Raw genomic sequence first — 23,112 nt, forward strand, 5'->3', positions numbered from 1 at the left:
ACCAATGACCTTGATAGCCGCCGGCGCATGCCCAACGTGCCCCCTGCGGGGGACGGCAGGTCCCCGTCTGTGATGATCGCTCCGGACATCGAGGAGGACATGATGGGTGACTGGGAAGACGGGCCGACGAGCCGGCACCGCGTGGACGGCGGTGGCGTCCGGTTCCGGCCCGGCGATGTGCTGACGCTGGAATGCCCGCTCACCGAGACCACAGTCGCTTCGGTCTCCCGCTCCTACGTCTCCGTACGATGGCCGTGGAACGAGGTGGATCCGCAGGCGCACAGCTTCCGCTGGAACGGGGAGAGCGCGCTGCCCATGCCCAAGTCCTACGACTGGGACCGTTCTTACTTCGGAACCGTGCCGGCGGAGACCACCTTGAAGCCGGGCGACACCTGCCTGGTGGGAATCCCGCCGACCGTGGTGCACATCGCGTCCGTCCACCACTTCGATCCACCTCTGGTGACCGGCATGCTGCCCCGCCCCGCCTGCTACCTCGAAGTCCTGCGGCAGGGCGAATCCCACGACCCCGAGCTCGAGGACCAGGGCTATGCGCTCGATCCGGCGGGCGGTGAACCGATCCGCATCGAGTTGCTTTTCCGTCCCTACGCCTTCCTCGAAACAGGCGACGAGGTCGTTGACCATGACGGGCGTGCCTGGCGGTTCGACGCGCCCTGGGACTGGCACCCCTTCGACGGTGAGCAGCCCACCACCCCGGCTTGGCCACTGACGCTCCTCTCCCGCAACGGCGATCCCACACCCAAGGAGACCGCAGCGGTCGCCCAGGAGACGGAGACAGGCAGCCACGACGAGGAGCTGCAACGTTGGACCCGCCTCGCCCTTGCCAGGCCGTCCACGAGCCGGCAGTAGTCCAACCGAGCCCGATCCAAGGCCGAGCTGTTCGTCAGACTCGCAACCGTTGCCTCGTCTGCTCCAGAGGTGGCATGCGCAGCTGCCGGTGTCACGGAATTGCGCACGCTGTGAATACCGACACTTCACCAGTGCCCCCGCAGCACCGCCGAGGCGATCGTCGGTGCGGTCACCGGCAGTCTGACCCGCTCGGAGACCGTCCTGCTCGGCCGCTACACCGCCGCTGGGCGCTTTGTGCTGGTCGCGCGCAGCACGCCGCTGTCGCCGCGGCTGCGCGCCGAGCTCGGCGGCGGCATGCTCCAGCCGGCAGGGGCCGATCATCCGTGGCACGGCGTGACGTTCTCCGCCTGCTGGGGTAGCCGCGAACCCCTGGCCTTCCCCCCCGTCGTGCCCCAGCTCGTTGCCGAGTTCCACGGCGACACCGCGGTGGATCGCGGCAGATGGCGGCACGCCGTACGCATCCACCGGCTCCGCACCGATCTCACCCCGGACTATGTCCCTGCCCAGGGTGGGTAGAGGGCCGCAGAGCCGGATGTTCGGGTACCGCGCCGAGGGGCCGGCTACCAGCCTTGGGGTACGTAGGGGCGGGTCCAGAGCGCGACCTGCAAGGTGACGGCCTTGAACCATGCCTGGTACATGGCCTCCACTTCCTCTTCGGAGTGACTGCCGGCGGTCAGGAACGGCCGAATGGTCGCGGTGATGGGGTAGATGAGAGCCACGAGGTAGCGCATCGACACGTTCGGTACGGAGTCCACGTCGTCGGTCTGGCTCTTCTTCTCCGGTGTGTGGCGCACGGCGATCTCCTCCTGGTAAGCCAGCCAGGTGGCGTCGTACGGCCGCGTGCAGGTGTCCTCGATCCACTTGCCGAAACGCGGGCGCACCGCGTCGAGATAAGCCTGGATGGGCTCTCCTGCGGGGGTGGAGAAGTAGGCCACGAGGTGCTCATGTGATCCCACGAAGCCGTACCAGACGTCGAGCACCTCTTCGACATGGTCCTTCAGGACGTCCCAGGCCTGGCGCAGCGCGGCCTCGTCGGCCTCGCCGAACAGGACGGCGGCCTTCAGCCTGTCGAGGTCCTCCAGCGACACCGGCGACGCCGGAAGGTCCGGGTCACCGAATCGGTAGCCCGGAATGGTCCCCTTGCTCATTGCTGCCTCCAGACGCTCGGAAGACCCTTTGCGAACCTAGGACGGGCTGCCGCTTGCCGCCATTGCTGGCGGCCATCAGTGGCTCTCAGCAGGCCATAGACCCCGCAGCGCCGGTGTGACCTCGAAGCCCAGTGGGTCGCCGGTCCTTGTACGGCTGATGTACTGCGGGAAGCGGGCCCTTGTCCGCGTCGACAGCGTGGAGGCGTGGGGTGATCCTCCGAGACTTCTGGTCATCGCGGATCTGCGGCGAGGAGTTCATCCCCCACTTGGTGCGGACGCTCGGCGAAGACCGCACCGCACCCTCACCGCCTGGCGCAACCTTGCGCACTGGCGGGGTGAAGCCGGAGATGTGGCCGGCGCCGCCGCGGCACTCACCGAACTTCTACCCGAGCTGGAACGGGAGCTGGGCGCAGGCCACTTGTTCACTGCCACCGCCGGGCACACCATCGCGGTCTGGCGGGAAGAACACACGAGCGGGTGATGCCACTCTGATCCCCTGCGCGGAGGCACGTCCGCCGAGAGGGTCGGACCAGGCCGAAGGGAAAATGGCACGCCGCAGGGCGAGGACCGCCCGGACGCGCCCCACAACGCCCCACAACGCCCCACAACGCCCCACCACAGGAAAACGCCCAACCACGGGAAGAGTGGATCGCCCAGATGATGCTCCTGGGCGAGCGGGAGGAAGAGCTGCGTCGCCGCTACCCACTGGTGACCGAGGCGCCCTACCACCACTCCGAGTGCCACACCATCGGCGTCGCCTACATCGCCATGGTGTGCGGGCACGCGGGCCGGCGAAGAGCGGCGTCGTCGGCGTTCAGGTCGACTGCCCGGTCACCGGGGTACCCTCGGCCGCCGCCGCACATTCAAGATCAGTTCCAGGAGCTCCGACTCGTCGTCGGCCCGGCTCGCCATTCAGGGGCGAGGATCGCCCAGATCTGCTTGTCGTGGCGGGTGCCGTCGACGGGCCAGGACTGGCGCTGCACGCCTTCGAGTGTCATGCCGAGTCGCTTTGCCACCGCGGCGCTTCGCTCGTTGTCGGCTCGGCAGTGCCACTCGGCGCGGTGCGCGCCCCGGTCGGTGAAGGCCCAGTCCAGCAGGGCGCTGCACGCCTCCGTGACCAGACCGCGCCCCTCGGCGGCAGGCTCCAGCCAGCAGCCGATCTCGCAGGAGCCCGAGGCGGCGTCGAAGTCCGTGAACATCACGCCGCCCACCAGCGTGCCGTCGAGCCAGATGCCGTAGAGGCGGGCGCCGTCAGCGGCCCGGCGCTCGGCGTACCGGCGCAGTGTGCCCCGTGCCCCGTCGAGGTCGTCGGTGACGAAGCTCGGCCCGACCCACGGTCGGATGTGTTCGCAAGCCCGGTCGAGGTGGGCGGCGAACTCCGCGTCGTGCCAGATCTCGAGCGGACGCAGGCGGGCACCGTCGCGCAGGGGGAGGGAGAACATCAATGACCCCACATTCACATAACAAGCGTTACGGATATGTACCGTAGCAGCATGTCACGTACCAAGGGGGACCACGAGGCCCGTCGCCGCGACGTCTCGGAGGCGGTCTGGCGGGTGTTGGCCGCGCACGGTTTCGCCGGGCTGACCCTGCGCGCCGTCGCCGCCGAGCTCGGCGCCACCACCGGCCTGCTCACCCACTACTTCCCCGCCAAGCGCGACCTGGTCGTGCACGCCCTCGACCTGCTCGCGGAGCGAACCGCCGCCCGCCCCCGACAGGCCGGCGGACAAGGCCTGGCCGCCCTGAGGGTCGCTCTGCTCGGTGTCCTGCCGCTGACCGCCGAGGCCACCGTCGGCAACCGGATCTGGGTGTCCTCCTGGGACACCGCGCTCGCCGACCCCGCTTTGAGCGCCGACTACGCCCGCAAGTACGCGCAAAGCCGTCTCAAGCTGCGCGACCTGGTCGCATCGGCACAACAGCTCGGCGAACTGCCGGCCGGAGACCCGGCGCGCATCGCGGCCGGCGCCCAGTCCTTCGTGCTCGGCCTGACGGTGCAGGCCCTGTTCGACCCCACGGCGTTCCCACCCCATTGCCAGGTCGAGCTCCTCGACGACTACCTGGCGGCCCTGACGTGCCCGCCTTCGTCCCGCGGCGATCACACGGTCTCCGGCTGACAACCGAGGTCCTCGAAGAGTTGCCCAGGACTCGCGACCCGACCCCGGTCCCCTTCCCGGACGCGCAGCAACTCGAGTGCTCGGATTCGCCGACCGGCGCGCTCGCCCGCCCGCTCAAGCGCTCCGGCGCAGCGCCTGTGACGAGCGCTTCAGTTGGCGGGCATCGCCGACTGACGCACTCATGCGCGCGGTTCTCGAACGACGTGAGGCCATGACGACCACCCCCATGGGCCAAGGTGCCGCCCCTCAGCCCGACCCGAACGGCTACGCCCTATGCGGTCCTGGGCGAGTCTCGGACGCTGGGCATCGGCGTCAGCTCCGGACGCTGGGCGTGACGGCCCGACACTCCACGTGTGACGCCTCGGTGGAGGTGAAGGTCATGCCGGGGGTACGAGCGCGGCGCGTGACCGGAACGAGGAGCGAGGCCAGCGCGGCGCCGAGGAGGAGCAGGGCCAGCAGGCTGAACCCGTTGGTGTAGCCGGAGCCGTAGGGAAGGCCCGAGGGCTGCAGGTGGCTGGTCACCAGGACGCCGGTCACTGCCGCGCCTATGGATCCGCCGATGGTTCGGATGTTGGCGTTCATGCCGGTCGCGGCGCCGGTCTGCTCGGCCGGGACGCTGCCGACGATCAGGTTGGCCATCGAGGCGAAGGCCAGTCCGATGCCGAAGCCGAAGACGCCTGCGACGAAGGCCACCTGCCACGGCCGGTCGTGCCAGACCGCGAGGAAGCCGCAGGCGATCGCGCCGAGCGCGGCACCGGCGGTGAGCAGCTTCTTCGCTCCGAGGACGGGCTCCAGGCGACCGCTCAGCACACCCGAGAGGAACATCGCGACCAGCATCGGGAGCATGAGCAGTCCGGCCGTGGTGACGCTCGCGCCGAATCCGTAGCCCGCGGAGCTCGGGGTCTGGACGAAGGCGGGGAGGAAGGACCAGATCGCGTACATGCCCGCGCCGAACAGCAGCCCCGCGAGGTTCGTGGTCCACACCGCGGGCAGCCGCATGATGCGCAGATCGATCAGCGGGGAGCGGGAACGCGCCTCGGCGAGCAGCCACAGCGCGAAGAGCACCACGGCGGCGGCGAAGAGGCCGATCACCCGGACCGACGTCCAGCCCCAGTTGGTGGCCTGGCTGAGCGGCAGCAGCAGAGCGACCAGCCATCCCGACAGCAGCGCGGCGCCGAGCCAGTTGACGCGTCCCTCGGCCCGGCTGGGCGACTCGGGGACGAAGCGGAGGGCGATCAGTGCGGTGACCGCGACGATGCCGACCGGGAGCCAGAACAGCCAGCGGTAGTCGAGCGCGGACACGATGGGCCCGGCTGCCACGATGCCGACGCCGCCTCCCGCGGCGATCACGGCGGACAGGTTGCTGATGCTGGGGCTCACCTCGGCCGCGGCGAACTCGTCGCGGATGATGCCGAAGGACAGCGGGAACAGTGCGCCGCCGACGCCCTGGACGACCCGGGCGAGGATCAGGACGCCGATGGTCGGCGCGAGTGCGGCGAGCAGGCAGCCGAGTGTCAGGGCCACCAGTACGGCGACGAGCGTGCGCTTCTTGCCGATCAGGTCGCCGACCCGTCCGAGGATCGGGGTGAAGATCGAGGCGGACAGCAGGTATGCCGTCATCACCCAGGTCGCGGTGGACTGTGAGGTGTTCATGGCGTGCTGGACGGTCGGCAGGGCCGGCGCGATCAGCGACTGGAGCATGGAGAACACGCCTGCACCGGTCGCGAGGACCACGAAGGTGAGACGGGTGGAGGTGCGGGCACGGGTGGACGTGCGGGCACGGGTGGAGGTGCGGGGCATGAAGAGCCTTCCGAACAGGGTGCGGCCGAGGTCATCCGGTCGCGGTCGTACGGGCTGGGCGGGCTGCAGGGCAGCAGTGGGGGAGGCCGGCGACCGCGTGGGGCGGTCGCCGAGGATTCAGTGGATGGGCCGTGCGGGGCAGCGCACGGCGGAGTCTGTGATCAGGCAGGGGCGCGAGCGCCTCGGCGATGCGTGCCGTGACACGTCTCGACCGGGAGCGCACCCCGACTGGTAAAGTGGAGGTATACCTCCACTGTAGCGGAGGTGACCCTCCACTTCAACTTGTCGCCGGCCCGGGAGGCAGCAGTGACGGCCCAGCCGTTCCCCGTCAGCGAGATCGTCGCGTCCCAGCGTCCGCACCGCAGGGACGCCGCACGCAACTACGACGCACTGCTGGCAGCCGCACGCGAGGCCTTCGCGGAGAGGGGCGCGGAAGCGTCACTGGAGGACATCGCCCGCCGTGCGGGCGTCGGCATCGGCACGCTGTACCGGAACTTCCCCACCCGCCGCCACCTCTTCGAGAGCGTCTACGCTGACGAGGTCAACGCCCTGTGCGGGGTGGCGCAGGACGTCGCCGAGCTGGAGCCGTGGGAGGCACTGGCCTCGTGGCTGCGCCGGTTCGTGGACTACACCGTGACCAAGCGGGCCATCCGTGAGGCGCTGAGCAACGAGTCGGAGATATTCCTGGCCTGCCGCCAGTCGATGTACCAGGCCGGCGGCCCGCTCTTCGACCGGGCACAGAAGGCCGGGCAGGCGCGTGCGGACATCGCCTTCGACGACCTGCTGCGGATGGTCGCCGGGATCAGCGCGACGAACTTCCTCGACGACGCCCAGCGGGACCGGGTCCTGGCGGTCGCACTGGACGGGGTGCGGGCGGCGCGCTGAGGCCGCATGCGGCTTGTGGGCGGGTCACCGCACTGCCCGCCGAGACTTCCCGGACTCCGGTCGAGGCGACGGTGCCGTCACGTGCTTGCGCAACTGCTGCCTGCCGGGGTGGTGCGGACGCCATTGACTCCTCCCCTCCCTGAAGTGGAGGGGATTCCTAGCTCACGTTGCCCGCGGCCCGGCGGGCCGGCAGGTCTTACACGATCGACACTAGCCGGGTATGAGACCAGCCCGGACGAGCATCACACGGGCGGAGTTCTTGTCCCTGGGCGAGACGGCTCCGCACGTGCTGCACGTATACGTTCGTTCGGAGAGAGGTAGTGCGTGCTTGGCTCTTGCTCCGCACTGTGCGCAGTCCATCGTGGTGTGCGCAGGATGAACCAGATGCAGGGTGCGGCCGTGCTTGCGGCACATCTCGACAAGCGCCTGCTTGGTCGCGCCGATCGCGGCATCGGCCGCCTTCCTCGCCATGGAGGACCTGGCGAGGAAGCGGGGCCGGAAGTCCTCGACGGCCAGCCGGTCATGATCCCGGACCACGGCCTTGGCCCACTTGCGTGCGGTGTCCTGGCGCTGCCGGGCGATCTTCTTGTGCAGCTTCGCGGTCTGCCGCTTCGCCGTACGGTAGCCCTTGGAGGCGGCCTGGCCCCGCTTGGGCTTGCGACGGGCCATCATCCGCTGGTACCGGGCCAGGCGCTGGGCGGCGTTCTTGCCGTGCTGGGCGTGGGGAAGGTCATGGGCCGCGGAGGTGGTGGTTGCGGTCTCCTTCACGCCCCAGTCGATCCCGATGTCCCGGCCCGTGGCGGGCAGGACCTCGCCCGAGGCGGCGACCACGAAACTGGCGTACCAGTCTCCGAGGCTGTCTCGGTAGATCCGTACGGACGAGGGCGGCTTGGACAGGTTGCGCGACCACACCACCGTGACGGCGATGCCTCCGGCCAGGTGCAGGCGGCCGTCCTTCAACCGGAAGCCGCGCTGCGTGTAGTTCAGCGTCGGTAATGCCTCCTGCTTCTTCTTGTACTTCGGCATCCCGGCGCGCTGCCGCATCGGCAACCGGGCCTTCATGTCCTTGAGCGCCTTGGCACGGGACTTCCCGAAATCCCGAATCAGCTGCTGCTGAGGAACCGAACTGCCTTCACGCAGCCACTGTGTGCGGGCACGGGCCCCGGTCAGCATCTTGTCCAGCCTGGCAGGCCCGCACTCCTCGCCCTCGGCATGGGCCTTCTTCGACCGGGCCACGCACTCGTTCCAGACCCACCGGCAACGCGCCCACTCGGCTTCCAGCACCTTCTCGGCGGAGGACGACACGCGCAGGCGGTAGGTGTACCGGGCGTGCCCGGCCCCCTCGGCCCTCACCGCTGTCGTCATGATCCCCAACCTACTCGCGACCACTGACAACGAACGAAAGCGCAGGTCCAGACCAGTTGCACAGAGAAACTCCGCCGCTTCGCGGCTCCGGCCCAAGGACCCATTCCTCCCCGGCCTGAAGGCCGAGGCCTCATGGGAGAAGTCAGGTGACGAGGCCGCACGCGGCCTGACCGACATTGAACGATTCCTGTACTGGGAAGCCCACCGCTGTAACGCTCACCGCCGTGCGGCCGAGCACGCCGCATGCGTGACCGGGCTGAGTGAGGGACAGAAGTCGGAACTCGAGTGGTGGTACGTGGAACAGCAGATCCGGGTTTCCCGGAAGATGACGCAGCACATCACCGACCACTTCACCGCCGTGGACACTTCGCCAAGCGCCATACACGGCTGCGCCGGGGCGCATACGTCGCGACGACTCCCATCACCATGGCGATGCTCGGCATATGTATCGCGGTGATCCTCGGTACCGACGGCTGATCGAGCGGACCGCCGCGGGGCAGCACCCGAGCGGCGCGGCACTCCGGGCCACCCTTCACGGCCGCAGGCAGATGGGCGCAGCAGGAAGGCGTGCAGCGGAATCGGCTGCCGCGACTGCCCTGGGTCAGCTCACGGCGCCGTTTCCAGGCGACGATGCTCCGTTTGCGCCTACGACCTCATGGGCAGCGGCTGGAGCCGCAGAAGCCTCGTCCTGGCCATGGTCATGAACCCTTGTATCGAGAGCGGCTTGATGGTTCTTGCCGTGACTGGCGGGAGGGGTGGCTGTACTCGCATCACCAGCGGCCTCCAGCGGTGCGCTCCGTGATCTGGATATTGGTGCCGCCTGACTCCTTCTGCGGCGAATGTCACACCTTCAGCACGTGCCCTGTCATAAGGGATGAGAGCAGGAAAGAACCTGTCGACCTAAGGAGTGCAGTGGTGACCAAGCCCGTTCTTGAGAGTGCAGCGCAGGAGCTCGCGGACGCGACGGCCAACCCACCGTTCCTGTACGAGCTCGGCCCGGAGGGTGCCCGCAAGGTCCTGGACGACCTGCAGGCAGCGCCGGTGGCGAAGCTGGATGTGCAGGAGAAGTGGATCACGGTGCCCGCCGAGGTCGGCGATGTGCAGGCACGCATCGTCAAGCCTGTCGATGTCGAGGGCACGCTGCCGGTCGTCCTCTACGTGCACGGCGGCGGCTGGGTCCTCGGCAACGCCGGCACCCATGACCGTCTGGTGCGCGAGCTGGCCGTCGGGGCGAATGCCGCCGTCGTGTTCGTCGAGTACGACCGTTCGCCGGAGGCCAGGTACCCGGTCGCCATCGAGCAGGCATACGCGACTGCTCAATGGATCACTGCGAAGGGTGCCGAGGAAGATCTGGACGCTTCACGTCTGGCGGTGGCCGGCGATTCCGTCGGCGGCAACATGACCGCGGCACTGACCATCATGGCCAAGCAGCGCGGCGACGTGACCTTCGTGCACCAATCGCTGTACTACCCCGTCACGGACGCGGCCCAGGACACCGAGAGCTACCGAGAGTTCGCGGACGGGCCCTTCCTCACGGCGAAGGGCATGGCCTGGTTCTGGGACTGCTACACCACCGATCCCGCCCAGCGGGCCGAGATCACCGCCTCGCCGCTGCGGGCGAGCCTGGAGGAGCTGGAGGGCCTGCCGCCCGCGCTCGTCATCGTCGACGAGAACGACGTGCTGCGGGACGAGGGTGAGGCCTACGCCCGCAAGCTGACCCAGGCCGGTGTTCCCACCACGAGCATCCGCTACAACGGCATCCTGCACGACTTCATGATGCTCAACCCCCTCCGGCCCACGCAGGCCACAACTGCTGCGATGGAGCAGGCCATTCACACCCTGCGCACCGTCCTCCGCAACAACTGAGAGTACTGCGCTGCTCAGCCGCAGCACCTAAAGGACCAGCAGCACTGAAGCTGTTCGCCACCTCGGCGCTCGTGGACCTTACAGGCGTAGAACAGTGATCATCCTCCACTGTTCATCCACCCCACAGACACGATGAGCACTGTGGGCGAGCCGATCAGCACGGTCGCTCGGCACCCTGCCAACCCGCGCACGGGACCGTCGAGCCCGATCGATTCACCGAGCCGATCCTCGGCCGTAGCCCGCTCCTGGCAAGCCCCGGACATGTTCCCGCTTGCCGCCCACGGTCTGCCTCTCCATGACTTGCGGCAGCACCCTGCCGTACAGCGGCCATGTCCATCTGTCGGGACATGACTGAAACCTCTGCCTCGAAAGGGCTCTTCATGAACCGTCATGCGCGTTACCGGCGTGCCCGCACTCCTCTCACCCTCGTGGCCACCGCAACGGTCGCCACCGCCCTTTTCGCTACGACGGTCGGTCCGGCGAGCGCCGCCAAGACCTCGGTCGATCCGGCGAGCGCCGCCAAGACCACATCCTCAAAGGCCGGCAAGCCGACCGTCGTACTCGTCCACGGCGCGTTCGCCGACTCCTCCAGCTGGAACGGCGTCATCAAGAAGCTGAAGAAGGACGGCTACCCGGTGGTGGCCGCAGCCAACCCGTTGCGGAGTGTGAGCGGCGACGCCGCCTCCGTCAAGGACCTGCTGGCCGGCATCGACGGGCCGGTGGTTCTTGTCGGGCACTCCTACGGCGGAGCGGTGATCAGCAACGCCGCCTACGGCTCCGACAACGTCAAGGCACTGGTGTACGCCGACGCCTTCCTCCCCGACAAGGGCGAGAGCGCCAATGAGTTGGCGAGCAAGTTCGAGGGCAGCGTCATCGGCAAGGTTCTGCGACCCGTCCCGATCACCAACCCCGACGGCTCCAAGGACGTCGACCTCTACATCGACCAGTCCAAGTTCCACCAGGCGTTCGGTGCGGATGTCCCCAGGAATACCGCTGACCTGATGGCGGTCGCCCAGCGTCCCGGAACCGGCACTGCCCTTAACGAGCCTTCTGGTGAGCCTGCCTGGAAGACCATCCCTTCCTGGGCCCTGGTGGGCTCCAAGGACAAGATCATCCCCCGGGAGCTTCAGGTTTACATGGCCAAGCGCGCCAAGGCCCACATCGAGGAGATCCGGTCCTCCCACGCTGTGACCGTGTCCCACCCGGACGCCGTCACCCACATCATCGAGAAGGCGGCGCGGACGGTCCGCTGACCGGCACACTCGGCAGGGCGGGGTGGCGAAGGTGCCGCCCCGCCCGTTCGTCCTCGGCTGCCACCGGTGCCGGTGAGCGTCCGCAGGCCGGCGGCTGGGTCTCCTGGCGGTGCTGGAGCACCCCGGTCCCGTGCCCTCGCACGCCCTGCTCGCGGTCACAGCCGTGGCTCGGACGGCCGCTCGGGTGCGACCGTGGTTCTCATCCAGTCCGACCAGGCTCGTCGCGTCCCGGGAGGGCCTTCCACAGCCCGCCGACGTCCGGCCCGCCCGATCGGCGTGGTCACGGGGACCGGGACGGCCGAGCTGCAGGGAGGGAGGGCGAGTTGACCGGTGTGCCGGTCACCCCAGGACGGCTGGCAGGTCCTGTGGCCGGACTGCTGGGCGGCCGTCGACGTCGGCTTGGGGCAGGCCGAAGAAGCGGTGCCCTGCTGGCGCTGATTCCCCGCCGACCACATGTGCACCTCTCTGGTCGCCGACGCGCTCAGGGCAGCCGCCGCGACCCGCGGCAGCCTGACCGGAGCCGTCTTCCACAGCGATCACGGAGCGCAGCCCAGGTTCAACCGGTCGTCCAGTACACCTCTCGCGAATTCGCTGACCTCTACGCAGAGTTGGGGGTACGGCAGTCCATGGGCGCGGTCGGCACGAGCGCGGACAACGCTCTCGCCGAGTCGTTCAACGCCGCCCTCAAACGTCAGACGCTCCGGGGTGCCCGCCGCTTCGACGGCGCTCGCGCCTGCCGCCGGGCCGTCTTCCGCTGGACCACCCGCCACAACACCCGCCGATGGCACTCGGCGAGCGGACAGCAGGCACCGATCGCCTACGAACGGCAGTCAGCTACCCTGACATTTGCCGAATAACGACACGAATCGGCGTCCACTCTTCGAGGGCAAGGCCCCCCGTCCCCCCACACACAATCGATGCGCGGATCAGCGCAGCAAAGGAGTGAACCCATGACCCGCAGGCGAGTACTCATCACGGGCGCGTCCAAAGGCATCGGCCGCGCCCTCGCCGAGCAGCTGGCAGGAGAAGGCCATACCCCCGTGGGCATCGCCCGCAGCGCACCGCAGTCCTTTCCCGGCGAGTTCCACGAAGCCGACCTTGCCGACCGTGCGGCCACCGATCAGGTCCTGGGCGAAGTGATGGGCGCGGGACCGGTCGACGCCGTGGTCAACAATGTGGGGATGGTGCGACCCGCGCCCGTCGGGGAGGTCGCTCTGTCCGACCTCGACGCGGTTCTCGACATGAACGTGCGCACCGCGGTCCAGATCGTCCAGGCCGTCCTGCCCGGCATGCTCGAACGGTCCTGGGGCCGCGTGGTGAACGTCACCAGCCTGGTCACCCTGGGGTTGCCCGATCGAACGTCCTACGGTGCGGCCAAGGCCGCCATGGAGTTCTTGACGCGAGGCTGGGCCGGAGAGCTTGCTGCACACGGGATCACCGTCAACGCCGTCGCCCCCGGCCCCACCGAGACCGAGTTGTTCCGGGAAACCAACCCGCCTGGGTCGGCCGGAGCCGCCCGCTACCTGGCGACTGTTCCCATGGGAAGGTTCGGGCGCCCGGACGAGCTCGCAGCCGCCATCGCCTTCCTGCTCTCCGAGAAGGCGGGTTTCATCACCGGCCAGATCCTGCGCGTCGACGGCGGTGCGAGCATCGGCCGCAGCAGCGCCTGAGAACGGCTGACACGATGGGGTGGATCGGCGCTTCAGACCCGTGTCCGTGTGGCGAGTTGAGCGTTGCCGCGACGTGCGGGGGCATCACCGTGGATCATGTCGCATGAGCTGTGGGCGCGGTACCGCTTCCAGTTCATTGAGGACCGCCACCGCGCCTGGAACGTGAGGCGATTGTGTGCCGTGCTGGAGGAAGCCCGCTCCAGCTGCTACAAGTGGCGGGCCGGCCGCGAGGCCCGCGCCGCGCGAGCGGGCCGAGGCCGCGCTTGCCGAGCGGATCCGGGCCGTGCACGGAGAGTGGGACGGAACGTGGGGCCGCCCCCGGATCACTGCCGAGCTGCGCGACGAGGGCGAGCGTGTGAACCACAAGCGCGTCGGGCGGGTGATGCGGAAGTTCGGCATCGCCGGTCTGCGGCTGCGCAAGCGCCAGGTCACCACCGTGCCCGGGTCAGGGCGTGCTGGGCCAGGCCGCCATGGCCGCCTCCCGCACCCGCGACACCACCTACCTCGGCGCACGGTACGGGCGCCTCATGCCCCGCCTGGGCAAGAGGAAGGCCCTGGTCGCCGTCGAACACTCCCTCCTGACCGCGGTCTGGCACATGCTCAGCGACAACGTCGCCTACCACGACCTCGGCGGTGACTACTACGCCAAACTCGATCCCGAACGCGCCATGCGCCGCATCACCCGACAGGCCAACGCCATGGGCTTCACCGTCCGCTTCGACCCCATCGAGACAGCCTGAACCAAACCACAGACTGGCGTTCAGACCTCATTTTCGGACCAGTGGTCGGAGCGTCCCGGAGTCCCGGGCGGCCATTCCTCTCGAGCCGTCAAGGGCAACACACCATCAGCCACACCCGGTCCTCCCGGACCGCCGACATTCTTGGGGAACAACACCATGACCGATGTACAGGGATCGACCGTCGACGTCCCCGCTGCGGACGGCACCGCCGACGCCTACTTCGTCCACCCCGGCGACCGTACCGCCCACCCCGCCGTCCTGCTGTACATGGACGCGTTCGGGCCGCGGCCCCAGCTTCGTGCGATGGCTGACCGCCTCGCCGCGGCCGGCTACACGGTGCTCGTGCCCAACGTCTTCTACCGCCATGGCCGGGCCCAGGTGGTACCGCTGCCAGACTTCATCGGCAGCGACAACCGTGAGGGCTTGTTCGAGCAGCTCTTCCCGATGATCGGCGAGCTGACCCCCGATGTGGTGGCCTCCGACGCGGACGCGTATCTGACCTGGCTGCGAGCGCGGCCCGAGACCGACGGCGACCCGGTCGGCCTGACCGGTTACTGCATGGGCGCCCGCCTCGCCCTGCTCACCGCGGAAAGCCACCCCGACCAGATCGCCGCCGCGGCCGGCTTCCACGGCGCCGGCCTGGCCACCGACGCCCCCGACAGCCCGCACCTGCTCGCCGACAAGATCACCGCAGAGTTGTACTTCGGTCACGCCGACCAGGACGCCGGCAACCCGCCCGAGCAGCAGGCCCGCCTCGACCAGGCCCTCACCCGGGCCGGAGTCCGCCACCACGCCGAGGTGTACACCGGCGCTCGCCACGGCTTCACCATGGCCGACACCGAGGCGTACGACCAGCAGGCCGCCGAACGCCACTGGAGCGCATTGCTGGACCTGTTCGACCGCAACCTCTGACGGCACCAACGACCGACGCGAGGGGAATGGCGGGTGGACGGGTGGACGGGTGAGGAGCGCGGCGGCGCAGTGCCCCAGTCCAGGGAGGAGACCACGGCCGTCGCGGTGCGCCGGCACGCCCGCCCGGCCGGACACCCACCGTCAAGCGTCAGCACGGAGGGGCCCGGGGGGATTCCGCAGCGGTGGCGTACCCCCGAAGACCGCGACCTGGAACGCGATCGGGAGGAGGCACGCCGACGGGAGCAGCAACGACGGCGCCTGCGTCGTCCCGAGCCACCCCCCCCGCACGGAACCCCGTGCCCACCAGACACGAGAACCTCTGCCCGGCTGGGGTGAGCGCACCGGCACGCCGCGGCCGGCGAGCGCGGCACGCCGTCGGACCGGTACGCAGCCAGACCTGAATGGAGAACGAGTCACCGCTGCTCTGACGGCGCAGGCCGCCAGGCCCGAGTGGCCTGTCGGGGCCGTGGGAGGTCCCCGACAGGCCGTGGCGGATTCCGTGTTACGGCAGGACCTGGATCGTGTCGCTGACCGGGCGCTCGCCCGCCGCGTCCGAAGGCATGTTGACGACGGATCCGCCGACGACCATGGTCGTCGAGCCTCCGCCGTCGAGGTTGAGGGCCTGGACCGCACCGAGTGAGCGCATGAAGCGGGCTGCCTCGCCAAGGGTGAAGCCCTCGCTCACGCCGGGCCGGCGGCCGTCCACGGTGACCAGGAGCAGTCGGCCGCGGGCGTCGATGCCGGCCAGGGTGCGGGGCTGGCGCACGTTGGACCAGGCGAAGCCGAAGGAGAGGTCCAGCGGGTCGAGCGTGCCCTCGGTTGCGGCGTCGATGTGGATCCGGCCGTTCTCCACGAGGGTGGGCGCGGCGCTGACGATGCTGTCGTCGGGGTCGAGCCTTACCTGCCGCCCTGCGGAGTCCCGTACGACCTCCTTGATCGCCACCGTACGGCCCGTGCGGGCGTGGCCGGTGAGCCAGTCGGCCGCGCCGCCGATGCCCTGCAGAACGGTGCCGCCCGCCGGGACGCTGCCGCCGCGCTCGCCCACGGACACGACCCGTCCGCCGGCGTCCAGGACGACCTGGGTGCCCGCGCCCTGGGGGAGCGGCGCGCCGAACGCGGGCGTGAACTTCACCAGGTCGTCGGCGATCGTGCAGGTCGTGTCGTGGCGGGGCCTGTCGGTGGGTACGGCGCCGGGGCGGCCGCAGTTGCGGACCTTGCCGGGAACGCGGTTGATGCCCTGCACCGCGTACGAAGCGGCCCCCGCCCGTACGGTGACGGTGGTCGACAGGTCGGCGATCCGCGGGCGCCTGCCGCCGTCCGCGAGGATCAGCGCGGCACGCGAACCGACCGCCATCGACTCCAGCCTGCCGTCCACGGCGGAAATGCCGGCCACCGTGCCCTGGACACCGTCCGCGTCCGAGGTGATGAAGAAGCCGCCGTTGACGCCTACGAGCGAGCCGAGCTTCGCCGAGACCACGGAGGTGCGCTCGCGGTCGGCGACGTTACCGCCGTTGCTCGTCTCCACCGTGCCGTGGAAGCGTGCCGGGTCGATGACGGTGACGTGGACCTTCTCGGCGTCGGGGGCCTGCCGGCCGTCGTAGCCGGACCAGTCCACCGCCGTACGGAAGCCTGCCGCCGTTACTGCCGTGCCGGCCGTGTTCGCCTCGGCCTGGGTGGCGTACGAGCCGACGCGGACCTGCCAGCCCATCGTCCCGCGGGGGGTGTCCGTGTACGTGTCCCACGCCACCTCTTCGACACGAGGCTCGAACCCGGCGCCACGCAACTGCTCCGCAGTGGCGTCCGCCCAGGCGCGGTCCCCGAGCGGGGCCCACGTGGCCGCTCCTGTGAGCCGGTTGGTGGCCGGAGCCTGGAGGGTCACGGTCCAGACAGGTGTGGAGGTCTCGTCGACCAGCACGCCGGTGCGGACCTGAACGCCGGGCGCCACGTGCTGTGTCGTCCACCGTATCCCCGTCGGCGCGGGGGCGGACGCCGAGGAGGATGCGGAGGCGGTGCCCTGCGGAACGGCGGCGGCAAGCAGCAGGGCGACCCCCAGGGCGGCCCTGCGCCATCCGGCGAGCCTCATCCCTCGCGTTCTGTGGGGCGTTCGTACGGCTGCGTCGGACATGGCACTCCCTGACGGTTGCAGTTCCCGGGCGGCACATGACCCCCGGCCTTCCCCCATCGGCACATGGCAACCAGATGCGGAGTCGATCACCGTACGTGTGGCGAACTCCCAGAAGAAGCCCCGGTGACAAGTGGTCGACAGGGCCCGCAGGCCGGGCGCAGGCGGACCAGCGGGTAGAGGTGGGCGTCGGAGACGTGCTCCATCGGCCGGCGTTCGTCGCCGCGGCAGTCGCCGAAGTCGTACTCGTTCACCACGCTCGTCGGGGGAATCCGCGCCCGGCTGGACACGGCGCACACCACATCGAGCTTGTCGCTCGTCAGCGGGCGGTCGATCGGTGGGAAATCGTCGTACGGGTACTCGCTCACGGCCGTTGAGCGTTCCGGTAACCCATCCGTCCGTCCACGCGGCCGCCAGTTCAGCCGCGGCCGCGGGACCGGCCCGTTCCCAACGTCGTGCCACGAGCGGTCGGGGGAGGCGGAGAGCGAGCGCATCGACTGCCGTTATGGGCCTCATCTGCGATCGAGGCCGCGCCGGCCGTACCCGCGCTCCAGGCGTTCCGCTCGGTCGCCAGGCAGCAGCACACCCCTCTCGTCCATCGAGCGCGAACCACGACGTCGCCAAGGCGCTCGGCCGATAGTGTGAGGGCACGGACAGCGTAGGCGGAAGGCAAGGCCAGTTCCTGATGCGGATGTTCTTCGAGCCCGAGGGCTCCGAGGCTGAGGACGAGTTCGAGGCAGCGTGCAGTCTGCTCGTCGACCGGCTCCAGCGGTGGGCGCGAGAGGAGGGCCTCGACGTCGATCCGTTCGTCGTCGAAGCAGCGCTCGACTACCGCCACCGCGGCACACCCGACGGCAGACTGGGACTGTGGGACCCGCGGCATGTCGAGGAGTTCCTGCTGGAGTGGCTGCCGCGGACGATGACGGTACTGCCCGGTGAGGAACTCGCGGATGCCCCGGGCACACTGCGCGCCCTGCTGCGCTACCTGAACGCGGTCCACCTCGTGGATCCTCGGGGTGCCTCCCTGGCCGAGGGCCTGTCGGCCGTCGACGCCGCAGCGCCCCGCTATGCGGGCGCGATGGCCGACCGCAGTCGCTGGGGCATCGCGAAGTACTGGGTCACCACCGCCGCCGAGCAGGGCGTCGACGTTCACGACGAGCAGGCGATGCACGACTTCGTGGAGCGGGCGCAGCGTGGCGAGGTGCCCCACGACCGCGACGTCCTGGACACCCTTGTCCAGCGGCACATGACGCGCGGCCCCGGGACCGCGCGCAGGGCCGAGCCGCAGCTGCCCGTCGCCCTGCCCGGCGACGATGTGCTGCGCGAGCAGGCCGAGCTGTCGCCCGCGCTGGGGTGGCTGCGCGGCCTGACCGAATGGGCGGGGCGGGACGGCCGGGTGCTGACCGGTACCGGCAGGCTGCGTCTGGTCGATGCGCGCGAGCTCGTCGAGCAGCTGGGCACCGGCGATGCCACGGCCGGGGTCCGTTCCTCCGGGGACCTGCCCCGCCTCGGCCTTGCCCTGGAGTGGGCGAAGGCGGCCAGGCTGGTACGGGTCGCGAAGGGGCGGCTGTACGCCGTGGCCAAGGCCGAGCCTCTGCTGCGGGATCCCCTCGCACTGTGGCGGCGCGCTTTCGAAGCGTTCTTCGAGCTGCGCGGGCCGCTGATCGGTTCACGCAGCGGCTGGCACGTGGAGTCCATGCTCTTCGACGCCTACGACGACGTTCTGCCCGATGTCCTGGCCACCCTCTACAGCCTGCCGTACCCCATGCCCTGGCCCCGGTTGCGGGATTCCGTCCACCTTGCTTACCGAGAGGGGTTCCAGCTGGGCGGCTTCCGCGGCCACTCACTGTGGTTCGAAGCCGCGGACCGCGATCTGCGGACAGTACTGGCGGCCCTGGAGGACCTGGGCGCCCTCACACGCGACCAGGGCATGGCCGACCCCGTCTTCCTCGACCTGCCCCTGGACGAGGTGATCTCCGAGCCACCCGCCGGAATGCCACCCGAGCTCGCCCAGCTCCTTGGTGCCGCCGACGCGGACGAAGGGGCCGCCGAGCGGGCCCAGGAGCTGAAGGCCGAACTGACCGCAGGTCCCGTCGAGTTGATCCGCCTCACTGCGCTCGGAACGGAATCCGTACGCCGGCGGCTGCTCGCCGAAGGCCGGGACGCCCCGCTGGTCGGCGAACTCGCACAGGCTCCCGCGGCCGGTCTGCTCGGTGTCCTCGCCGAGCACTACGACCCGGACTCCGCCCGCGCGGAGCTCGCTATCTGGCTCGCGGCCCACAGCGATCCACAGGCAGCGCGTGCTCCGCACACGGCCGTGGACAGGCTCACCGATGCGGTGCGGGCCATGCCGTTCCGTACCCGTGCCGAAGCCATGCTGGACGTCCTCGTCGAAGCGCTCGACGACGGCGAGACCCTCTTGCGAAGCCTGCGTACGGACCCGTCGCTGGCGCCCACCGCACTGAGCGTCCTGGTACGCCGCGACATCCTCGGCCCCGGGGACCTGACTGAGGCCGAGACCCTGCTCATGGTCGCCGAGAGCCTGCTGCAACTCCTGGAAGCGGCCGGTCCCGACGGGGTGATCGAGATGTTGCGCGACCAGGGCCCACAGGCCGAGGAGGCTCTCGCGGCTGCTCTGGCCTCAGGCCATCCGGACCGGGAGGGCATCGCGGAACTGCGGACCGTCGCCGGGCAGGCGCTGGGTAGGCCGAGGGCGCGTGTCGGCCGCGTGCAGCAGGGGTCGCACGGCAAGGGCCGGGGGACTCGCAAGAGTGGGAAGCGGCGGCGGTGACCGGGGGAGTGGGACAACCGGCGGCTGCTGGGCGTCGGTGATGCGTCCTTCTTGAGCTGAAGGCGGCTGCTTGGACGCTGCAGTTCGACAGGACTGTGGGGCTCGGTAAGGCGATGTACGGCTACGACCGGTTGCACGTCGGCCGGTTCACGCTCGACGACGCCGAGCTTGTGCGCCAGGCCCGGACTTCCTCGCCGGCACCCACGCGAAGCGCCCCTCAGACTGCCCGGCCTGCCGTCCCAAGAAAGCAGCCTCCGCGGCGGGCTCCGCTCCATCGGCGGCCGTAGCCGTCCGGTGCGTCGACGTCGACCGTTATTCAACCAGTCGGTTGACAACGCCGTAGGCCCGGCCGTAGGTTTATTCAACCGATTGGTTGAAGATGCGAGGTGCGAGATGGCCAACGACCGGCTGTCCCGGGTGTTCTCCGCTCTGGCCGACCCGACCCGGCGCGACATCGTGGCCAGGCTGGCCGCCGGGGATGCCACGGTCAACGAACTGGCCGAGCCGTACGACGTGACCGTGCAGGCCGTGTCCAAGCACATCAGGGTCCTGGAAGACGCCGGTCTGGTCAGTCGCAGCAGGGACGCTCAGCGGCGGCCCTGCCGCCTTGAGGGAGAGGTCTTCGACCTGATGACGAAATGGATCGAGCGTTACCGGCGCGAGGCGGAGGACCGTTTCCGTCAGCTCGATGCCGTCCTCGAGCAGATGGAGGAACAGCCGGTGACGGGCACCCCGACGAAGGAGGCGGCATCATGAGCACCACGACGGCGAACCGCCGGAACGAGACGCAGATCGTGGTCGACCCGGCTCTGCCCACCATCCTCATCATCCGGGAGTTCGACGCTTCGCCGGGGCGCGTGTTCCGGGCGTACACCGATCCTGACCTGGTCGTCCAGTGGCTCGGCCCGCGTCGGCTCACCATGCGGATCGACGATTACGAAGCGCGCAGCGGTGGGTCGTACCGCTATGTGCATCGCGAGGGCGACGGGACGGAGTACGGCTTCCGCGGTGTGTTCCACGAGGTACGCCTCAACGAGCGCATCGTGCAGACCTTCGCCTTCGACGGCTTCCCGGACGGAGTCAGCCTGGAGACAACCGCCTTCGAGGACCTCGGCGGTCGCACCCGGGTCACCACCAAATCCCTCATGGACTCCATCGAGGCCCGCGACTCGATGATCAAGAGCGGCATGCAACGCGGCGTCCGGGAAGGCCACGAGCGGCTTGACGAGCTGCTCAGCGGCCGCCGGAGCGGCAACGCCGACCGACGTACCGAGATGGAAGGCTTGAGATCATGACGAGGGCAGCCGATGAGCACCGCACCGTCGCAGGGGTATTCACGGACCGCGTGCGCGGAGTGCGTCCCGGGGCATGGGACAACCCTGCGCCGTGCGAGGGGTGGGTCGCCCGGGATGTGGTGCGCCACCTTGTCGAGTGGTTCCCGGACTTCCTGAAGGCCGGCGCCGGAGTCGAACTGCCGAAAGGGCCGTCGGTGGACGACGACCCGGTGGCGGCCTGGACGGTGCACAGCGACGGGGTGCAGGCCCTCCTCGACGATCCGGCCACGGCGCAGAGGATGCTGTCGAACCAGCACATCGGAGAGGTCCCGCTGGACCAGGCGGTCGACCGGTTCTACACCGCCGACGTCTTCATGCACACCTGGGACCTGGCGCGGGCCACCGGCCAGGAGGAGCGCCTCGACCCCGGCAGGTGCGCCCAGTTGCTCGACGGGATGCTGCCGCTCGACGACGTGCTCCGCAAGAGCGGGCAGTACGGACCACGGGTCGAGCTACCCGAAAGCGCCGACGTACAGACTCGCTTGCTCGCCTTCATCGGCCGTAGGCCCTGAGTGTGACTCGTGCTGCCCAGGAGGCGGGTGATGGAACGGAGTAACTCGTGGACGATGCGGGCCAGGCGCAACGTAAGGGACTACGAGCGCAAGATCTCCCATGCCGAAGCGCACATCCGGTGGGCGTTCATCACGCTCATGTCCCGCAGTCCGGCCGGCCACACCGGCAGCCCCAGCAGTCGTCGGCGTCCCTCGACGCGTGAAGACAGGGTCTTCCGCTGCCGTTCGACGATCCGTCCATCGACGCCGATCCGAACGGCAAGCAGGTTCCCCGCCTCGCCTCATAACGCTGTGACCAGCGGAAAGAGGTTCAGACACAGCTTCTTGCAGCCGCAGTGGGTGGCGTGGCGGCGGCTGTTCCTTCGGCGGCTCGTACACCAGACGGGAGCGACAGGGCATTTCCGACTTCACCATGGGGGCCACGGACGCCATCAGCGAGGCAGCGTGACGAGCCCCATCTCATAGGCGGTGATGACGAGCTGGACCCGGTCCCGGGCGCCCAGTTTGGTGAGCAGCCGTGACACGTGCGACTTGGCGGTGGCCACCGTGATGAAGAGGTCCTCGGCGATCTCGGTGTTCGACCGGCCGCGTCCGACCAGGGTCAGTACTTCCCGTTCCCGCTCGGTGATGCCCTCGACCGGCCGTGGGGAGCGCTCCGGGACAGCTTCGGGGCGCCCGATGAAGTCGGCGATCAGACGGCGCGTCACGCCCGGCGCGATCAGTGCGTCGCCGGCGGCGACCACGCGGACCGCCGCGAGGATGTCGTCCAGCGCCATGTCCTTGACCACGAAGCCGCTCGCGCCGGCCCGGAGCGCGCCGTAGACGTAGTCGTCCTCGTCGAAGGTGGTCAGGACGAGGACGCGGGTCGTTGCCGGACCGGCCGTGATCAGGCGGGTGGCCTCGATCCCGTCCATGCCGGGCATCCGGATGTCCATCACCACGACGTCGGGGCTGACATCGCTGACCAGTTGGACCGCCTCGGCACCGGTGGAGGCCTCACCGATGACTTCCAGGTCGGGGTGGTCGGCCATGAGTACGCGCAGGCCGGACCGAACCAATGGCTGGTCGTCGGCGAGCACCACGCGGACGGTCATCGGGTCTCCACCGGAACTCCGACGGGCGAGGGCAGCGGCAGCCGAGCCGCCACCCGGAAGCCGCCCTCGGGACGCGGCCCGGCGCTGAGCTGGCCGTGCAGCAGGCCGACCCGCTTCCGCATCCCGATGATGCCGAAGCCGTGGGCCGAGCCGTTCCCGGTGGCGCCGCGCCCGTCGTCGACGACCTCCACGAACAGTTCTTCGTCCCTGTAGTCGATGGCCACCCGGCAATGCCCGGTGCCCGCGTGGCGCACCACGTTGGTCAGCGCCTCCTGCACGATGCGGTAGGCGGACAGGTCGATGTCGGCCGGCACCGGACGCTGCTCCCCGCTGCGGCGCACGTCGACGCGTACCCCCGCGTCCGCGGTCGCTGCCGCCAGCCGTTCGACGTCCGCCAGCCCCGGCGAGGGTGCGAGCGGTGACTGCTCCGAGGTGGTCGCGGCCCGGTCGGCCTGACGGAGCGACACCAGCGTGCGCCGAAGGCCCGACAGGGTCTCTCGGCTGGTGGCCTCGATGGCGCGCAGGGCCTCGCGCGCCTCGGCCGGCTAGACGAGTCATTCCGAATGATCGTTAGTGGTCGTAGGCGGTCAGGGATCGCGTGACCGGCTGGCCGGTCTTGTGGTTGTGCCAGATCGCCGC

Annotated in this window: 20 protein-coding genes and 3 pseudogenes; 15 read left to right on the forward strand and 8 right to left on the reverse strand. The window is 69.7% G+C overall.

The genetic code is table 11. From position 1 onward, the window contains the following. The first annotated feature begins 72 nt into the window (after positions 1-72). Both ACWCP0_RS36770 and ACWCP0_RS36775 read left to right on the forward strand, forming a co-directional pair. Positions 73-867, forward strand: a complete 795-nt coding sequence (locus ACWCP0_RS36770) for a hypothetical protein (RefSeq protein ID WP_451083098.1) — start codon at positions 73-75, stop codon at positions 865-867. Between the two features lie 234 nt (positions 868-1,101). Further along, complete coding sequence (locus ACWCP0_RS36775; RefSeq protein WP_451083099.1) at positions 1,102-1,383, forward strand: hypothetical protein; 282 nt, start codon at positions 1,102-1,104, stop codon at positions 1,381-1,383. 44 nt (positions 1,384-1,427) lie between these two features. Here ACWCP0_RS36775 and ACWCP0_RS36780 read toward each other — a convergent pair whose 3' ends face one another. After that, the gene (locus ACWCP0_RS36780) at positions 1,428-2,015 is read right to left on the reverse strand and encodes a protoglobin domain-containing protein (protein WP_451083100.1); all 588 of its coding nucleotides are present in this window, start codon (positions 2,013-2,015) and stop codon (positions 1,428-1,430) included. Positions 2,016-2,884: 869 nt separating this feature from the next. After that, the gene (locus tag ACWCP0_RS36785) at positions 2,885-3,457 is read right to left on the reverse strand and encodes a GNAT family N-acetyltransferase (protein WP_451083101.1); all 573 of its coding nucleotides are present in this window, start codon (positions 3,455-3,457) and stop codon (positions 2,885-2,887) included. A 51-nt stretch (positions 3,458-3,508) separates the two neighbouring features. Between ACWCP0_RS36785 and ACWCP0_RS36790 the strand changes: the two genes are divergently transcribed. Further along, complete coding sequence (locus tag ACWCP0_RS36790) at positions 3,509-4,129, forward strand: TetR/AcrR family transcriptional regulator (protein WP_451083102.1); 621 nt, start codon at positions 3,509-3,511, stop codon at positions 4,127-4,129. A gap of 312 nt (positions 4,130-4,441) precedes the next feature. Here the strand turns inward: ACWCP0_RS36790 and ACWCP0_RS36795 are convergent, their stop codons facing one another. Further along, positions 4,442-5,929: an MFS transporter gene (locus ACWCP0_RS36795; RefSeq protein ID WP_451083103.1), complete on the reverse strand. Its 1,488-nt coding sequence runs from the start codon at positions 5,927-5,929 to the stop codon at positions 4,442-4,444. Between the two features lie 306 nt (positions 5,930-6,235). Here ACWCP0_RS36795 and ACWCP0_RS36800 point away from each other — a divergent pair, with 306 nt between their 5' ends. Continuing rightward, on the forward strand, positions 6,236-6,814 hold the full coding sequence (locus tag ACWCP0_RS36800) for a TetR/AcrR family transcriptional regulator (protein WP_451083104.1): 579 nt from the start codon (positions 6,236-6,238) through the stop codon (positions 6,812-6,814). A 173-nt stretch (positions 6,815-6,987) separates the two neighbouring features. Here ACWCP0_RS36800 and ACWCP0_RS36805 read toward each other — a convergent pair. Then, positions 6,988-8,179: pseudogene (locus ACWCP0_RS36805) on the reverse strand (RNA-guided endonuclease InsQ/TnpB family protein); the annotation flags it as partial. A 915-nt stretch (positions 8,180-9,094) separates the two neighbouring features. Between ACWCP0_RS36805 and ACWCP0_RS36810 the strand changes: the two are divergent. The 7 genes and pseudogenes from ACWCP0_RS36810 to ACWCP0_RS36840 all read left to right on the forward strand — a co-directional run bounded on the left by ACWCP0_RS36810 (position 9,095) and on the right by ACWCP0_RS36840 (position 14,620). Further along, complete coding sequence (locus ACWCP0_RS36810) at positions 9,095-10,045, forward strand: alpha/beta hydrolase (protein WP_451083105.1); 951 nt, start codon at positions 9,095-9,097, stop codon at positions 10,043-10,045. Between the two features lie 380 nt (positions 10,046-10,425). Next, positions 10,426-11,298 (forward strand): alpha/beta fold hydrolase, encoded by an 873-nt coding sequence (locus ACWCP0_RS36815; RefSeq protein ID WP_451083106.1) that lies wholly within the window; start codon positions 10,426-10,428, stop codon positions 11,296-11,298. A gap of 444 nt (positions 11,299-11,742) precedes the next feature. Continuing rightward, positions 11,743-12,155: pseudogene (locus ACWCP0_RS36820) on the forward strand (integrase core domain-containing protein); the annotation flags it as partial. Between the two features lie 93 nt (positions 12,156-12,248). After that, positions 12,249-12,968 (forward strand): SDR family oxidoreductase, encoded by a 720-nt coding sequence (locus ACWCP0_RS36825; RefSeq protein ID WP_451083107.1) that lies wholly within the window; start codon positions 12,249-12,251, stop codon positions 12,966-12,968. 175 nt (positions 12,969-13,143) lie between these two features. After that, positions 13,144-13,380 (forward strand): annotated as a pseudogene (locus ACWCP0_RS36830) (IS3 family transposase); the annotation flags it as partial. A gap of 40 nt (positions 13,381-13,420) precedes the next feature. After that, the gene (locus tag ACWCP0_RS36835; protein ID WP_451083118.1) at positions 13,421-13,708 is read left to right on the forward strand and encodes a hypothetical protein; all 288 of its coding nucleotides are present in this window, start codon (positions 13,421-13,423) and stop codon (positions 13,706-13,708) included. A 156-nt stretch (positions 13,709-13,864) separates the two neighbouring features. Further along, positions 13,865-14,620, forward strand: a complete 756-nt coding sequence (locus ACWCP0_RS36840; RefSeq protein WP_451083108.1) for a dienelactone hydrolase family protein — start codon at positions 13,865-13,867, stop codon at positions 14,618-14,620. 502 nt (positions 14,621-15,122) lie between these two features. Here the strand turns inward: ACWCP0_RS36840 and ACWCP0_RS36845 are convergent. Then, positions 15,123-16,703 (reverse strand): phosphodiester glycosidase family protein, encoded by a 1,581-nt coding sequence (locus ACWCP0_RS36845; RefSeq protein ID WP_451083109.1) that lies wholly within the window; start codon positions 16,701-16,703, stop codon positions 15,123-15,125. Between the two features lie 128 nt (positions 16,704-16,831). After that, positions 16,832-17,110: a hypothetical protein gene (locus tag ACWCP0_RS36850; RefSeq protein WP_451083110.1), complete on the reverse strand. Its 279-nt coding sequence runs from the start codon at positions 17,108-17,110 to the stop codon at positions 16,832-16,834. Positions 17,111-17,427: 317 nt separating this feature from the next. Here ACWCP0_RS36850 and ACWCP0_RS36855 point away from each other — a divergent pair, with 317 nt between their 5' ends. The 4 genes from ACWCP0_RS36855 (at position 17,428) to ACWCP0_RS36870 (ending at position 21,379) form a co-directional block, all read left to right on the forward strand. After that, entirely contained in the window at positions 17,428-19,533 is a 2,106-nt protein-coding gene (locus ACWCP0_RS36855; RefSeq protein ID WP_451083111.1) for a hypothetical protein, read from the forward strand. A 393-nt stretch (positions 19,534-19,926) separates the two neighbouring features. Further along, entirely contained in the window at positions 19,927-20,289 is a 363-nt protein-coding gene (locus tag ACWCP0_RS36860; RefSeq protein ID WP_351235359.1) for an ArsR/SmtB family transcription factor, read from the forward strand. Further along, positions 20,286-20,828, forward strand: a complete 543-nt coding sequence (locus ACWCP0_RS36865) for an SRPBCC family protein (RefSeq protein ID WP_451083112.1) — start codon at positions 20,286-20,288, stop codon at positions 20,826-20,828. The genes ACWCP0_RS36860 and ACWCP0_RS36865 overlap by 4 nt, the downstream gene beginning before the upstream one ends. After that, positions 20,825-21,379: a TIGR03086 family metal-binding protein gene (locus ACWCP0_RS36870; protein WP_451083113.1), complete on the forward strand. Its 555-nt coding sequence runs from the start codon at positions 20,825-20,827 to the stop codon at positions 21,377-21,379. The genes ACWCP0_RS36865 and ACWCP0_RS36870 overlap by 4 nt, the downstream gene beginning before the upstream one ends. Positions 21,380-21,810: 431 nt before the next feature. Here ACWCP0_RS36870 and ACWCP0_RS36875 read toward each other — a convergent pair whose 3' ends face one another. Continuing rightward, on the reverse strand, positions 21,811-22,473 hold the full coding sequence (locus ACWCP0_RS36875) for a response regulator (protein ID WP_451083114.1): 663 nt from the start codon (positions 22,471-22,473) through the stop codon (positions 21,811-21,813). Then, positions 22,470-22,940 (reverse strand): sensor histidine kinase, encoded by a 471-nt coding sequence (locus tag ACWCP0_RS36880; protein ID WP_451083115.1) that lies wholly within the window; start codon positions 22,938-22,940, stop codon positions 22,470-22,472. Before ACWCP0_RS36880 ends, ACWCP0_RS36875 begins: the two co-directional genes overlap by 4 nt. Positions 22,941-23,112 lie beyond the last annotated feature (172 nt).

This window comes from Streptomyces sp. NPDC001970, from assembly GCF_053594115.1.

Excerpts from the sequence above, each read along its gene's own strand:
- ACWCP0_RS36855 (WP_451083111.1), top strand. The coding sequence starts at position 17,428 with ATGCGGATGTTCTTCGAGCCCGAGGGCTCCGAGGCTGAGGACGAGTTC.
- ACWCP0_RS36790 (WP_451083102.1), top strand. The coding sequence starts at position 3,509 with ATGTCACGTACCAAGGGGGACCACGAGGCCCGTCGCCGCGACGTCTCG.
- ACWCP0_RS36785 (WP_451083101.1), bottom strand. The coding sequence starts at position 3,457 with ATGTTCTCCCTCCCCCTGCGCGACGGTGCCCGCCTGCGTCCGCTCGAG.
- ACWCP0_RS36860 (WP_351235359.1), top strand. The coding sequence starts at position 19,927 with ATGGCCAACGACCGGCTGTCCCGGGTGTTCTCCGCTCTGGCCGACCCG.
- ACWCP0_RS36815 (WP_451083106.1), top strand. The coding sequence starts at position 10,426 with ATGAACCGTCATGCGCGTTACCGGCGTGCCCGCACTCCTCTCACCCTC.
- ACWCP0_RS36865 (WP_451083112.1), top strand. The coding sequence starts at position 20,286 with ATGAGCACCACGACGGCGAACCGCCGGAACGAGACGCAGATCGTGGTC.
- ACWCP0_RS36845 (WP_451083109.1), bottom strand. The coding sequence starts at position 16,703 with ATGAGGCTCGCCGGATGGCGCAGGGCCGCCCTGGGGGTCGCCCTGCTG.
- ACWCP0_RS36780 (WP_451083100.1), bottom strand. The coding sequence starts at position 2,015 with ATGAGCAAGGGGACCATTCCGGGCTACCGATTCGGTGACCCGGACCTT.
- ACWCP0_RS36795 (WP_451083103.1), bottom strand. The coding sequence starts at position 5,929 with ATGCCCCGCACCTCCACCCGTGCCCGCACGTCCACCCGTGCCCGCACC.
- ACWCP0_RS36870 (WP_451083113.1), top strand. The coding sequence starts at position 20,825 with ATGACGAGGGCAGCCGATGAGCACCGCACCGTCGCAGGGGTATTCACG.
- ACWCP0_RS36875 (WP_451083114.1), bottom strand. The coding sequence starts at position 22,473 with ATGACCGTCCGCGTGGTGCTCGCCGACGACCAGCCATTGGTTCGGTCC.
- ACWCP0_RS36825 (WP_451083107.1), top strand. The coding sequence starts at position 12,249 with ATGACCCGCAGGCGAGTACTCATCACGGGCGCGTCCAAAGGCATCGGC.
- ACWCP0_RS36840 (WP_451083108.1), top strand. The coding sequence starts at position 13,865 with ATGACCGATGTACAGGGATCGACCGTCGACGTCCCCGCTGCGGACGGC.
- ACWCP0_RS36770 (WP_451083098.1), top strand. The coding sequence starts at position 73 with ATGATCGCTCCGGACATCGAGGAGGACATGATGGGTGACTGGGAAGAC.